The organism is Erwinia sp. JUb26 (assembly GCF_003751505.1).
In the GTDB taxonomy this organism is placed as follows: Bacteria; Pseudomonadota; Gammaproteobacteria; order Enterobacterales; family Enterobacteriaceae; genus Erwinia.
Window position 1 is genome coordinate 112,500 of the sequence record NZ_RJVB01000011.1, and the last position, 13,654, is coordinate 126,153.

General features: G+C 55.3%; 12 protein-coding genes and 1 riboswitch. Of the genes, 8 read left to right on the forward strand and 4 right to left on the reverse strand.

Translation table 11 applies throughout. The features are described from left to right. Positions 1–11: 11 nt before the first annotated feature. Positions 12–1,163 carry an acetylornithine deacetylase gene (gene argE / locus EC836_RS23100; protein WP_123337573.1) on the reverse strand — a complete coding sequence of 384 codons (1,152 nt, stop codon included), beginning with the start codon at positions 1,161–1,163 and terminating at the stop codon, positions 12–14. 177 nt (positions 1,164–1,340) lie between these two features. Here argE and argB point away from each other — a divergent pair, with 177 nt between their 5' ends. The 3 genes from argB to argH all read left to right on the forward strand — a co-directional run bounded on the left by argB (position 1,341) and on the right by argH (position 4,829). Beyond that, on the forward strand, positions 1,341–2,117 hold the full coding sequence (gene argB / locus EC836_RS23105) for an acetylglutamate kinase (protein ID WP_123337575.1): 777 nt from the start codon (positions 1,341–1,343) through the stop codon (positions 2,115–2,117). Positions 2,118–2,142: 25 nt separating this feature from the next. Further along, positions 2,143–3,357: an argininosuccinate synthase gene (locus EC836_RS23110; RefSeq protein WP_123337577.1), complete on the forward strand. Its 1,215-nt coding sequence runs from the start codon at positions 2,143–2,145 to the stop codon at positions 3,355–3,357. A gap of 98 nt (positions 3,358–3,455) precedes the next feature. Continuing rightward, positions 3,456–4,829, forward strand: a complete 1,374-nt coding sequence (gene argH, locus EC836_RS23115; protein ID WP_123337579.1) for an argininosuccinate lyase — start codon at positions 3,456–3,458, stop codon at positions 4,827–4,829. Positions 4,830–4,987: 158 nt separating this feature from the next. On the opposite strand, the gene EC836_RS23120 is transcribed toward argH, so the two are convergent. Continuing rightward, positions 4,988–5,719 carry a redoxin family protein gene (locus EC836_RS23120; RefSeq protein ID WP_123337581.1) on the reverse strand — a complete coding sequence of 244 codons (732 nt, stop codon included), beginning with the start codon at positions 5,717–5,719 and terminating at the stop codon, positions 4,988–4,990. Between the two features lie 134 nt (positions 5,720–5,853). Here EC836_RS23120 and oxyR point away from each other — a divergent pair, with 134 nt between their 5' ends. Next, positions 5,854–6,771 (forward strand): DNA-binding transcriptional regulator OxyR, encoded by a 918-nt coding sequence (oxyR, locus tag EC836_RS23125; RefSeq protein ID WP_105594509.1) that lies wholly within the window; start codon positions 5,854–5,856, stop codon positions 6,769–6,771. Here oxyR and sthA read toward each other — a convergent pair. Continuing rightward, on the reverse strand, positions 6,754–8,154 hold the full coding sequence (sthA, locus tag EC836_RS23130) for a Si-specific NAD(P)(+) transhydrogenase (protein WP_105594520.1): 1,401 nt from the start codon (positions 8,152–8,154) through the stop codon (positions 6,754–6,756). The two genes, oxyR and sthA, sit on opposite strands and share 18 nt — an antisense overlap. 192 nt (positions 8,155–8,346) lie before the next feature. Here sthA and fabR point away from each other — a divergent pair, with 192 nt between their 5' ends. Together fabR and EC836_RS23140 are read left to right on the forward strand one after the other, a co-directional pair. Further along, entirely contained in the window at positions 8,347–8,988 is a 642-nt protein-coding gene (fabR, locus tag EC836_RS23135; protein ID WP_105594510.1) for an HTH-type transcriptional repressor FabR, read from the forward strand. A gap of 12 nt (positions 8,989–9,000) precedes the next feature. Continuing rightward, positions 9,001–9,354 (forward strand): YijD family membrane protein, encoded by a 354-nt coding sequence (locus EC836_RS23140; protein WP_123337583.1) that lies wholly within the window; start codon positions 9,001–9,003, stop codon positions 9,352–9,354. A 34-nt stretch (positions 9,355–9,388) separates the two neighbouring features. On the opposite strand, the gene trmA is transcribed toward EC836_RS23140, so the two are convergent. Further along, the gene (trmA, locus tag EC836_RS23145) at positions 9,389–10,489 is read right to left on the reverse strand and encodes a tRNA (uridine(54)-C5)-methyltransferase TrmA (RefSeq protein WP_123337585.1); all 1,101 of its coding nucleotides are present in this window, start codon (positions 10,487–10,489) and stop codon (positions 9,389–9,391) included. Between the two features lie 123 nt (positions 10,490–10,612). Then, positions 10,613–10,793: riboswitch (cobalamin riboswitch) on the forward strand. Positions 10,794–10,859: 66 nt separating this feature from the next. On the opposite strand from trmA, the gene btuB reads away from it, so the two are divergent. Next, positions 10,860–12,728, forward strand: a complete 1,869-nt coding sequence (gene btuB, locus EC836_RS23150) for a TonB-dependent vitamin B12 receptor BtuB (RefSeq protein WP_123337587.1) — start codon at positions 10,860–10,862, stop codon at positions 12,726–12,728. Beyond that, positions 12,673–13,524, forward strand: coding sequence for a glutamate racemase (gene murI / locus EC836_RS23155; protein WP_123337589.1), 852 nt, complete (start codon positions 12,673–12,675; stop codon positions 13,522–13,524). Before btuB ends, murI begins: the two co-directional genes overlap by 56 nt. The last annotated feature ends 130 nt before the right edge of the window (positions 13,525–13,654 follow it).

Consider the following 13,654-nt stretch of genomic DNA (forward strand, 5'->3'; position numbering starts at 1 on the left):
CATTTCTCACCTTAGTGATAGCAAAAATGATGCACGACCTGGGCGATCAATTCGCGGGTCGGTTTGATAAATGCCGTATCGATAAATTCATCCGGCTGGTGCGCCTGGTTAATCGAACCCGGGCCTAAGACCAGCGTCGGGCAGATTTCCTGGATAAACGGCGCTTCGGTGCAGTAGTTCACCACCTCGGTTTCGGTGCCGAGCAGTTTTTCCACCACCTGCACCAGCTGATGTTCACGCGGGCACTCATAGCCTGGGATCGGCGGATGCAGCTCACCGACCGTCAGACGGCCCGGCCAGCGTGCGCTCACCGGCGCCAGTGCGTCATTCAGCAGGCCGTCGAGATCGCTCAGCGTCAGCCCCGGCAGCGGGCGGATATCCATATGTAGCTCACAGCAGGCGCAGATGCGGTTTGCTGCGTCGCCACCGTTGATATGGCCCAAGTTCATGGTGGGGTAAGGGATGGCGAAGCCGCTGTGGTTGTAGCGCGTTTTCAGCGTGTTACGCAGCTCCATCAGCTGAGTGATGGATTCATGCATCAGCTCAATGGCGTTAACGCCGCGTGCCGGATCGCTGGAGTGGCCGGACTGACCCTGGATGCGGATCACGTTGGAGATGTGACCCTTATGGGCGCGCACCGGCTTCAGCGACGTTGGCTCGCCGATGATCGCGCAGTCAGGGCGCAGGCTGGTGGTTTCCGAGAAGAACTTGGCACCGGCCATGGTGGTTTCTTCATCCGCCGTTGCCAGGATATACAGCGGTTTTTTCAGCGCGGACACATCAACTTCACGCAGCGTATCTAAGATGAAGGCAAAGAAGCCTTTCATGTCGGCGGTGCCCAGCCCGTACAGTTTGTTGTCGTGCTCGGTCAGGGTAAACGGGTCGCGCGTCCAGCGGCCGTCGTCGAACGGCACGGTGTCAGTATGACCGGCCAGCAGCAGTCCGCCTGCACCGAGGCCGCTTTTTGCTAACATATTGAATTTATTACGCGTGCCGGGAACGGGCTGAACTTCAACAGTGAAGCCGATATCGCGGAACCAGCCCGCAAGCAAATTGATTAAAGTTTCATTACTCTGATCGAGCGCGCTGTCGGTGGCGCTGATTGATGGCGTAGCGATCAGCTGGCGGTATATCTCAATAAAAGGTGGTAATTTTGTCTTCACTGTTGACAGTCCTTGAGTTAGGATAGTATCAATATTCATGCAGTAATAGTGAATAAAAATACATTATCGTCGTGCGGATGGAAACCGATAATTTTTCCACCATTTGGCTTGGACAGCCAAAGTGAACATAACCGCATTCTGCAACGTAGTCACATTTTTAAAGCGAGTTACTCTCTGATGACCAATCCGTTAATTATCAAACTGGGTGGTGTGCTGCTGGATAGTGAAGAGGCGCTGGAGCGTCTGTTCGATGCGCTGGTGAGCTATCGTGCTACCCATTCGCGTCAGCTGCTGATTGTGCACGGCGGCGGCTGTCTGGTGGATGAATTGATGAGCAAGCTGTCCCTGCCGGTGAAAAAGAAAAATGGCCTGCGCGTGACCCCTGCCGATCAGATCGACATCATTACCGGTGCGCTTGCCGGTACCGCTAACAAAACTTTGTTAGCCTGGTCGAAAAAACACGGTATTGATGCCGTTGGCCTGTGTCTGGGCGACGGCGGAAGTGTTAATGTTGCTCAGTTTGATGAAGAACTTGGTCATGTGGGACAGGCTACCCCGGGTTCACCGGTGCTGATTAACACGCTGCTGGGTGCAGGTTTCCTGCCGGTTGTCAGCTCAATTGGCATCACCCAGGATGGCCTGCTGATGAACGTCAATGCCGACCAGGCTGCGACGGCGCTGGCCGCGACGCTGGGTGCCGATCTGATTCTGCTCTCCGACGTGAGCGGGATCCTCGATGCCAATAAGCAGCGTATTGAAGAGATGACGGCTGAAAAAGCCGAGCAGCTGATCGCCGACGGTGTGATTACCGATGGAATGATCGTCAAGGTGAATGCCGCGCTGGATGCCGCCCGTACCCTGGGCCGCCCGGTGGACATCGCCAGCTGGCGTCATGCTGAACAGCTGCCAACCTTATTTAACGGCGTGTCCATTGGCACCCGTATCCTCGCTTAATTAGAAACGTTTTCAAGGAATCATCATGCAAGACAAAAGCATCAAAAAAATCGTACTGGCTTACTCCGGCGGCCTGGATACTTCAGCGATTATTCCATGGCTGAAAGAGAACTACGGCGGCTGTGAAGTGGTGGCTTTCGTGGCGGATATCGGCCAGGAGCGTAAAGATCTGGAAGGCGTTGAGCAAAAAGCGCTGCAGTCCGGTGCGTCTGAGTGCCATGTGGTTGACCTGCGTGAAGAGTTCATCAGCGAATACGTTTATCCGGTGCTGCAAACCGGCGCTCTGTATGAAGGCACCTACCTGCTGGGTACCTCTATGGCGCGTCCAATCATCGCTAAAGCGCAGGTTGAGCTGGCGCTGAAAGTAGGCGCAGACGCGCTGTGCCACGGCGCGACCGGTAAAGGTAACGACCAGGTCCGTTTCGAAACCACCTACACCGCGCTGGCTCCACAGCTGAAAGTGGTTGCGCCATGGCGTGAGTGGAACCTGCGTTCCCGTGAAGCGCTGCTGGACTATCTGAAAGAGCGCAATATCCCGACCACCGCGTCGCTGGAAAAAATCTACAGCCGTGATGAAAACGCATGGCACATCTCTACCGAAGGCGGCGTGCTGGAAAGCCCGTGGAACGCACCGAACAAAGATTGCTGGGTGTGGACCGTCGATCCGCTGGAAGCCCCGGACCAGCCTGAACAGGTAACGATTGTCGTTGAGAAAGGTCGCGTAGTAGCGGTTAACGGTGAAGCGTTAACGCCGTTCGGCTGCCTGGACAAACTGAATGCGATCGGTGCGCGTCACGGCGTGGGTCGTATCGATATCGTAGAAAACCGTCTGGTCGGTATTAAGTCTCGCGGCTGCTACGAAACCCCTGGCGGCACTATCATGGTTAACGCGCTGCGTGCCGTTGAGCAGTTGGTTCTTGACCGTGACAGCTTCAAATGGCGTGAGCAACTGGGCCTGGAAATGTCCTACGTTGTTTACGATGGCCGCTGGTTCGCCCCGCTGCGTAAATCTCTGCAGGCATCCGCAGAAGCGCTGGCGGAAGAAGTGAACGGCGAAGTGGTGCTGCAGCTGTACAAAGGCCAGGTGACCGCGATTCAGAAGAAATCCGCTAACAGCCTGTACTCTGAAGAGTTCGCCACCTTCGGCGAAGACGAAGTGTACGATCACCGTCACGCGGGCGGCTTTATCCGTCTGTTCTCCCTCTCTTCACGCATCCGCGCGCTGAACGAGAAAAAGTAATCTGTTGCGGTGGGCGAGGCGTGCCTCGTCCCCTGCAAGATTTCCCAGGGGCGGCACCCGTGCCGCCTCTTGCATAATTTCTGAATGGAGTACTGAGCATGGCACTTTGGGGTGGACGGTTTACGCAGGCAGCAGATCAACGTTTCAAACTGTTTAATGACTCACTGCGCTTCGACTATCGTCTGGCAGAACAGGACATTACCGGTTCCGTTGCCTGGTCCAAAGCGCTGGTGACGGTCAATGTATTAACCGCAGAAGAGCAGCAGCAGCTGGAAAGCGCGCTGAATATTCTGCTGGAAGAAGTGCGCGCGAATCCGCAGCAAATTGTGGAAAGCGACGCCGAAGATATTCACAGCTGGGTGGAAGGCAAACTGATCGATAAGGTCGGCGCGCTGGGTAAAAAACTCCACACCGGCCGTAGCCGTAACGATCAGGTCGCTACCGACCTGAAGCTGTGGTGCAAACTGCAGGTCAGTGAACTGCTGGCCGCGACTCGCCAGTTCCAGCAGGCGCTGGTGGCCACCGCCGAAGCGAATCAGGACGCGGTGATGCCGGGTTATACCCACCTGCAGCGTGCGCAGCCGGTGACCTTTGCACACTGGTGCCTGGCCTACGTTGAAATGCTGGCCCGCGACGAAAGCCGTCTGCAGGATACGCTGAAGCGCCTGGACGTCAGCCCGCTGGGCTGTGGTGCGCTGGCGGGTACCGCCTATGAAATCGATCGCGAGCAGCTGGCGGGCTGGTTAGGCTTTGCCTCCGCCACCCGCAACAGCCTGGACACCGTATCTGACCGCGACCACGTACTGGAACTGATGTCCGATGCCTCGATCGGTATGATCCACCTGTCGCGCTTTGCTGAAGACCTGATCTTCTTCAACACGGGCGAAGCGGGCTTCGTTGAGCTGTCCGACCGTGTGACGTCCGGCTCTTCACTGATGCCGCAGAAGAAAAACCCGGATGCGCTGGAGCTGATCCGTGGCAAAGTGGGCCGCGTACAGGGTGCACTGACCGCCATGAGCATGACGCTGAAAGGCCTGCCGCTGGCGTACAACAAAGACATGCAGGAAGATAAAGAAGGCCTGTTTGACGCGCTGGATACCTGGTACGACTGCCTGCACATGGCGACGCTGGTGCTGGATGGCATCCAGGTAAAACGTCCGCGCTGCCAGGAAGCGGCAGAGCAGGGCTATGCGAACTCTACCGAGCTGGCGGATTATCTGGTCGCGAAAGGCGTACCGTTCCGCGAAGCGCACCATATCGTTGGTGAAGCGGTAGTGGAAGCCATCAATCAGGGCGTGGCGCTGGAAGCGCTGGCGCTTGCCGACCTGCAGAAGTTCAGCAGCGTGATTGGCGATGACGTTTATCCGGTGCTGTCGCTGCAGTCCTGCCTGGATAAGCGTAATGCGAAAGGCGGCGTGTCCCCGCATCAGGTTTCGCTGGCAATTACCGAAGCGAAACAGCGTCTGGGCTGATAATCACAACGGCGTTTAGCTACTGCTCAGCGCTGAGAAATAAACAAGCCGCTGCCTTATCAGGTAGCGGCTTTTTTTACGGGCTTCGCGGCCGGAAAGATATGACGATTACCGTGACGATGCTGACCGGCTGCTTTAGCACTCAATCACTCAGTTGATCAGGCGGCAAAAAACGTCTCTAAGTCATCGCTGCCGCCGATATGGCGCCCGCCAATAAACACCTGAGGCACGGTGGCGCGGCCGGTCATCGCACGCAGGCTGACGGTGGTGGCATCCTGGCCCAGCACGATTTCTTCATACTGAATACCGCGATCCAGCAGCATCTGCTTGGCTTTGGTGCAGAACGGGCAGCCGGGCTTGGTGAATAGCGATACGGATTCCTGCACCTTAAATTCCGGTGCCACATAGCGCAGCATGGTATCGGCATCGGAGACTTCAAACGGGTCGCCCGGTTTGTTTGGCTCAACGAACATTTTGACCACCACGCCGTTGCGTACCAGCATTGAATAGCGCCATGAGCGCGGGCCGAAGCCGAGGTCGGCTTTCTCTACCAGCATTTCCATACCGCGAGTGAAATCACCGTTGCCGTCGGGAATAAAGTTGATGTGCTCGGCATGCTGATCGGCCTTCCACGCGTTCATCACAAAGGTGTCGTTAACGGACACGCAGAGAATACTGTCCACGCCGTGACTTTTAAACACGCCGGCCAGCTCGTTGTAGCGCGGCAAATGGCTGGACGAACAGGTTGGTGTAAAAGCACCGGGCAGTGAAAAAACGATCACGGTTTTGTCTTTGAACAGCTCATCAGTGGTGACATCGACCCAGCTGTCGCCCTGACGCGTGTGAAAAGTGACCTGCGGGATGGATTTACCTTCCTGACTTGCAAACATATAAAGACCTCATCGTTAGATTTTCGGGTGTGCTATTTGTGTACGGACACATTATTGTGATCGAGGGTTGATAGGGCTAATCGTTGATTGCTATCCTATCTATCGCCATGGACTATCATGGTCTGGAGGATAAGATGAATATTCGTGATCTTGAGTATCTGGTTTCACTGGCGGAGCATCGGCATTTTCGTCGTGCAGCGGATGCCTGTCATGTCAGCCAGCCGACCCTGAGCGGGCAGATCCGCAAGCTGGAAGATGAACTGGGCGTGATGCTGCTTGAGCGCACCAGCCGTAAAGTGCTGTTCACCCAGGCCGGGCTTCTGCTGGTGGATCAGGCGCGTACCGTTCTGCGTGAAGTGAAGGTGCTGAAGGAGATGGCCAGCCAGCAGGGCGAGGCGATGTCCGGTCCGCTGCATATTGGCCTGATCCCGACCGTTGGCCCCTATCTGCTGCCGCAGATTATCCCGTCGCTGCACAAAACGTTTCCCAAGCTGGAGATGTACCTGCACGAGGCGCAAACGCAGCAGCTGCTGGCGCAGCTCGACAGCGGTAAGCTGGACTGTGCCATCCTGGCGCTGGTGAAGGAGTCGGAAGCGTTTATCGAAGTGCCGCTGTTTGATGAGCCGATGAAGCTGGCGGTGTATCAGGATCACCCGTGGCACGATCGCGATCGTGTCCCGATGTCTGATTTAGCCGGTGAAAAGCTGCTGATGCTGGAAGATGGCCACTGCCTGCGCGATCAGGCAATGGGTTTCTGCTTCCAGGCAGGAGCCGATGAGGATACGCATTTCCGCGCGACCAGTCTGGAAACGTTACGCAACATGGTGGCGGCAGGCAGCGGGATTACGCTGTTGCCCGCGCTGGCGGTACCGAAAGAGCGGGTGCGTGACGGTGTGTGTTATCTGCCCTGTTACAAGCCGGAGCCACAGCGCACCATCGCCCTGGTGTATCGTCCGGGTTCACCCCTGCGCGGCCGTTATGAACAGCTGGCAGAGGCGATCCGAACGCATATGCAGGGCGTGATGATTGGCGGATTAAAACAGGCGATTTAAGCCGTTTAGCGCCGCCACCCGATAGGCCTCGGCCATCGTCGGGTAGTTAAAGGTGGTATTCACGAAGTACTCAATCGTGTTGCCACCGTTTTTCTGCTCCATAATCGCCTGGCCGATATGAATAATCTCGGCGGCGCGTTCACCAAAGCAGTGAATGCCGAGGATCTCTTTGGTTTCGCGATGGAACAGGATCTTCAGGCTGCCGACGTTCATCCCGACGATCTGCGCGCGTGCCAGATGCTTGAACTGTGCACGGCCCACTTCGTACGGCACTTTCATCGCCGTCAGCTGCTGCTCGGTTTTACCGACGGAGCTGATTTCCGGGATGGTGTAGATACCGGTCGGGATATCTTCAATCAGGTGTGCGTTGGCTTCGCCCTTCATCAGGGCCTGTGCGGCAATACGCCCCTGATCGTAGGCTGCGGAAGCCAGGCTCGGATAGCCAATCACATCGCCAACCGCGTAAATATGCGGCTGTGCGGTCTGATACATGCTGTTGACCTTTAGCAGTCCACGGCCATCGGCCTTCAGCCCGACATTTTCCAGCGACAGCGAATCGGTATTACCGGTGCGTCCGTTGGCGTACAGCAGGCAGTCTGCTTTCAGTTTCTTACCGGATTTCAGATGCATAATCACGCCATCCTCAACCCCTTCAATTTTCTCGAACTCTTCGTTATGGCGGATCACCACGCCATTGTTCCAGAAGTGGTAAGAAAGCGAATCTGACATTTCCTGATCGAGAAACGCCAGCAGGCGATCGCGGGTGTTGATCAGATCGACTTTGACGTTGAGGCCACGGAAGATCGAAGCATATTCACAGCCAATGACCCCGGCACCGTAGATAATGACATGGCCCGGCTCATGGTGGAGATTGAGGATGGAATCACTGTCATAGACTCGCGGATGGGTAAAGTCGACATCCGGCGGATGGTAAGGGCGTGAACCACAGGCAATCACGAATTTTTCAGCGGTCAGACGTTCGGTGGTGCCGTCAGGGCTTTCGACTTCAATGGTGTTGGCATCAACGAAACGTGCATCCCCCTGGAACATCTCACAGTGATTCCGTTCGTAGAACCCCTGACGCATACGGGTTTGCTGACTGATCACGTTCTCGGTGTGGTTGAGAATGTCGGCAAAGGAGGAGCGGAGGAGACGTGAATGGTCGCTATACAAAGGGTTCTGGTTGAACTCGATAATGCGGCTAACGGCATGGCGCAGTGCTTTCGACGGAATCGTTCCCCAATGTGTACATCCGCCGCCGATATTGTGGTAGCGCTCGATCACAGCGACGCGCGCTCCCTGTTTCACCAGCCCCATCGCAGCACCTTCACCGCCCGGGCCTGAACCAATAATTATGGCGTCGTAATCATAAGACTGTTGCATACCAATACGTCCTATTTTATAAAACAATTTTACAACGATATTCTAACATCCAGCGGGCCACTTCCCAATTCTTACCGCTTTTTTTGCCACCATTTGCCAAATTTCCAGGTTAACAGGCGGTCACAAAGTTTGACCCACTGTACGCTGAAATTTTTGCTATAGTGCCCACTTGCAGGCTAAACAGGCACAAAAATGGGCGTCAGAGCGCAGCAAAAAGAACGTACACGGCGGTCACTTATCGAGGCGGCATTCAGCCAGTTAAGTGCCGAGCGTAGCTTTGCCAGCCTGAGTCTGCGCGAGGTGGCCAGAGAGGCGGGGATCGCCCCGACGTCATTTTATCGTCACTTTCGTGATGTAGATGAACTGGGATTAACCATGGTAGACGAAAGCGGCTTAATGCTTCGTCAACTGATGCGCCAGGCGCGCCAGCGTATTGCCAAAGGTGGCAGCGTCATCCGGACTTCCGTGTCGACGTTTATGGAATTTATCGGTGATAACCCCAATGCCTTTCGTCTGTTGCTGCGTGAACGCTCAGGGACATCCGCCGCCTTTCGTGCTGCCGTAGCCCGCGAAATACAGCATTTTATCGCCGAGCTTGCGGATTATCTGGAAGTGGAAAATCGCATGCCGCGCAGCTTTACCGAAGCGCAGGCGGAAGCGATGGTCATCATTGTGTTTAACGCCGGTGCGGAAGCACTGGATATCGATGCCGGACAGCGTCGTCAGCTTGAGGAAAGGCTGGTGCTGCAGCTGCGTATGATCTCGAAAGGGGCATATTACTGGTATCGCCGCGAGCAGGAAAGACTCGCTGTGACGCTGGCATCCAACGATTAAAAAGGTGGAGACATGAGTTTAGCTTCAGGCAGAGATAAAGGAACGCTGCTGTTGGCGTTTCTGACCGGACTTGCCATTAACGGCAGTTTTTCAGTACTTTTCAGTTCGATTGTCCCCTTTTCAATGTTCCCGATTATTGCGCTGGGGCTTGCCGCCTGGAGCCTGCATCAGCGCTACCTGAATCGTCCAATGCCGGACGGTATGCCGTCGCTGGCCGCCGGATTCTTCCTGCTGGGGATTCTGCTATATAGTGCGATGGTGCGGGCGGAGTATCCCGATATCGGTTCGAACTTTATCCCGACCATCCTGATGGTGGCGGTGGTGTTCTGGATCGTCAGCAGATGGCGGGTGCGTAAGGGCAGCTGATTTTCAGGGCGATCAAATGATCGCCCTGACTGTTTTAACGCCGGGTCAGCAGTACGCCGCATTCCATATGATGGGTATACGGGAACTGATCGAACAGCGCCAGTCGCGTCACTTCATGCGTGGCCGACAGCGTGGCGAGGTTGTTGCACAGCGTTTCAGGATTGCAGGAGATATAAAGGATGCGCGGATAGGCCTGCACCATTTTCACCGTCTCCTCATCCAGACCGCTGCGCGGCGGATCCACAAAGATGGTTTCACACTCGTAGCTCTTCAGATCGATCCCTTCCAGACGGTTAAAACTTCTTTCACCGTTCATCGCCTGCGTGAACTCTTCCGCCGCCATGCGAATGATCTGCACGTTATCAATCTGGTTTACCGCAATATTGTACTGGGCCGAAGCGACGGAAGGCTTGGCGATTTCGGTCGCCAGCACCCGCCGAAAGTTACGCGCCAACGCCAGCGAGAAGTTGCCGTTGCCGCAGTACAGTTCCAGCAGGTCGCCGCTTGAGTTGCGGGTGGTATCCAGCGCCCACTCCAGCATTTTAACGTTCATGGCGGCGTTCGGCTGGGTAAAGCTGTTTTCGACCTGGCGGTAAATCATCTCCCGGCCATCCACCGTCAGGCATTCATCAACGAAATCCTGATCGAGGCAGATTTTCGTTTTGGTGGCGCGGCCAATCAGATGCAGATTAAACCCTTCTGCACGCAGCGCATCGCGCAGCTGCTCTGCGGCCTGCTGCCAGGCTTCATCCAGCTTACGGTGATACAGCAGGGAGACCACAACCTGACCGCTTTGCGTAGAAAGATAATCAATCTGGAACAGCTTGAAGCGCAGTGCCTGCGTTTCGCGCAGCGTAGCCAGCAGCCTCGGCATCAGGCGGTTAATCAGCTCGCTGGCGGCCGGGAAGCTGTCAACGCGGATCCGCTCGCGCGTCTGCTGATCGAAGATGATGTGATAGAGGTCATCGCCATCGTGCCAGACGCGGAATTCCGCACGCATCCGATAGTGGCTGACCGGCGAACGAAAGATTTCAACTTCGGGCGCGTTAAAGGCCGACATCATCGACGTCAGGCGGGTTACCTTTTCGGCAAGCTGATCTTCATACTGTTCAACGGGCAGCTGTTCGGGCGTCATAGTGATTCCTGGATGTTTGGCGGAGATAGCCGGGCGATTGTAGGGATTCCACATCTGATGTCCAGCGTTGTGAACGAATTGCCATTATGGATGTCCAGCTGTCTGGACTTCTAATTCAGTTGTACCTAAAATGCGCTTTCCGGCCTCCCCATGAGTTAAAAGGGAATCCAGTGAAAATCTGGAGCTGACGCGCAGCGGTATAGAATGTCATGGCAATCGCGCAAGCAGACACTGTCTTACGATGGGAAGTCTTTGCCTTTTACGACACTGAGCCCGAAGACCTGCCGGATTAACGTCGCATTATTACGATCATCGCGTGCTATCGATCGTAAGCCTGCGGCATCCTGCTGGTTTTTTGGATGCTCTATCAATGATAAAAATGAATAAATCGCTGTTTGCCTTTAGCGCAACGGCAATTGCACTCTGGGCGCAGTATGGCTTTGCACAGGATAGTGAAGAAACTCAGGTTGTGACGGCGAACCGCTTTCAGCAGCCGGTTAATACGGTGCTCGCGCCGACCACTGTTGTTACCCGTGCTGAAATCGATCGCTGGCAGGCGAAAAGCCTCAGCGATGTCATGCGTCGTTTGCCCGGCGTTGATTCCGTGCAGAGTGGGGGATTGGGGCAAAAAACCAGTCTGTTTATTCGCGGCACTAACTCTAATCATGTGCTGGTACTGATTGACGGCATCCGGCTGAATCAGGCCGGCATCACCGGCTCTGCGGATATCAGCCAGATCCCGCTGGCGCTGGTGCAGCGTGTTGAATATATCCGCGGTGCCCGCTCTGCGGTTTACGGTTCCGATGCTATCGGCGGCGTGGTTAACATTATTACCACGCGCGAAGGCGAAGGCACGACGCTGGAAGCCGGGGTCGGTTCAAACAGCTACCAGAATTATAACGGCTCTACCCAGCAGAAATTGGGCGAAAATACTCAGGTTACGCTGGCCGGGGATTACACCTACACCCGCGGTTTTGACGTGAAGGCAGGCTATCCAAACGACTATGGCCCAGCCCAGCCGGATCGCGACGGCTTTATGAGCAAAACGCTATACGGCGCGTTGAACCACCAGTTTAACGAGCAGTTCAGCGGTTTTGTGCGCGGTTACGGCTTTGATAATCGTACCGCTTATGACAGTGGCTCCGGTTATACCGTGCCGGGTTCGTTAGTCGATACGCGCCAGCTCTACAGCCAGACCTGGGACACCGGGCTGCGCTTTAATCAGGGTATCTACTCATCGCAGCTGGTTGCCAGCATTAGCCACGTCAAGGATTACAACTACGATCCGCGCCTGGGGCGCTACAGTGCCGCAACCACGCTGGATGAAAGCAAACAGTATAATGTGCAGTGGGGCAATACGTTCGCCGTGGGGCAGGGTGGCGTCAGCGGCGGGGTTGACTGGCAGAAGGAAACCACGGAGCCGGGAACCAGTTCGCTGGCAAACAGCACCGAGCTACGCAATACCGGCCTGTATCTGACCGGGCAGCAGCGGCTCGGTGATTTCACCGTTGAAGGCGCGGTGCGCGGCGACGATAACTCCCAGTTCGGCTGGCATAATACCTGGCAGACCAGCGCCGGTTGGGAGTTTGTAGAAGGCTATCGCTTTATTGCTTCTTACGGTACGGCCTTTAAAGCGCCTAACCTGGCTCAGCTTTACAGCAACTTCTACGGCAACGATGACCTGAAGCCGGAAGAGAGCAAGCAGTGGGAAGCCGGATTTGAAGGACTGACCGGGCCGGTTACGTGGCATATCTCCGGCTATCGTAATGACATCGATAATCTGGTCGATAGCGATCCAACGACTTACCGCTATTACAACATCTCAAAAGCCACCATCAAGGGCGTTGAAGCCACGGCCTCCTTTGATACCGGCCCGCTGAGCCACGAAGTCTCCTTCGACTATCTGGACCCGCGTAACGGCGCAACTAATGAAATCTTACTGCGCCGGGCGAAACAGCAGGTGAAGTACCAACTCGACTGGACGGTCTATGACTTTGACTGGTCGGTGACCTATCAGTACCTCGGCCAGCGCTATGATAAAGATTTCAACGTTTATCCGGAGCGGACGGTGAAAATGGGCGGCGTCAGCCTTTGGGATCTCGCCGTGTCGTATCCGATCACATCCCATCTGACTGTTCGTGGTAGAATTGCCAACCTGTTCGATAAAGACTACGAGACAGTGTATGGCTATGAAACCCCTGGACGGGAATACTACCTCAACGGCAGTTACACCTTCTAATCTGCGCCCCACCGTGCTGGTTTTTGACTCCGGCGTCGGTGGGCTTTCAGTCTATGATGAGATCCGCAAGCTCCTGCCGGATCTCCATTATCTCTACGCTTTCGATAATGTTGCCTTTCCTTATGGTGAAAAGTCGGAAGAGTTTATCGTTGAACGGGTTGTGTCCATCGTTGAGGCAGTCACGCTTCGTCATCCTCTGGCGCTGGTAGTGATTGCCTGCAACTCGGCCAGCACGGTGACCCTGCCTGCATTACGCGAACGTTTCTCCTTCCCTGTGGTGGGGGTGGTGCCTGCCATCAAGCCTGCAGCACGTTTAACCCGTAACGGTATCGTGGGCCTGCTGGCGACTCGCGGTACGGTAAAGCGTCCTTATACCCATGAGCTGGTGGCCCGTTTTGGCAGCGAGTGCAAAACAGAGATGCTGGGTTCAGCAGAGCTGGTGGAGCTGGCGGAAGCCAAACTGCACGGCAAGCCGGTTGCTATAGAAGAGGTGAAACGGATTTTGCAGCCCTGGCTGCGTATGAAGGAGCCGCCGGATACGGTTGTGCTGGGATGCACGCACTTCCCTCTTATCAGTGAAGAGCTGCAGCAGGTACTGCCAGAGGGGACCCGACTCATTGATTCCGGAGCCGCTATTGCTCGTCGTACAGTCTGGTTGTTAGAGAATGAATCGCCAGAAGCTTTTTCTACAGACAGTAATATCGCTTACTGCATGGATATTACGGAACAAGCAGTACAATTAATGCCCGTTTTACAGCGATACGGGTTTGAAAAGCTCGAAAAACTCGCTCTCTGAAACACTTTTGGATAAAAAAACGGCACTCAAACATCTTTTTTAAATTAGCCCTTGTCAGCCGTCAGAAAATCCCTATACTGCGCCTCCACTGACACGGAACAACGGCTTACAGGCCAGCGTGTTAGAGGTT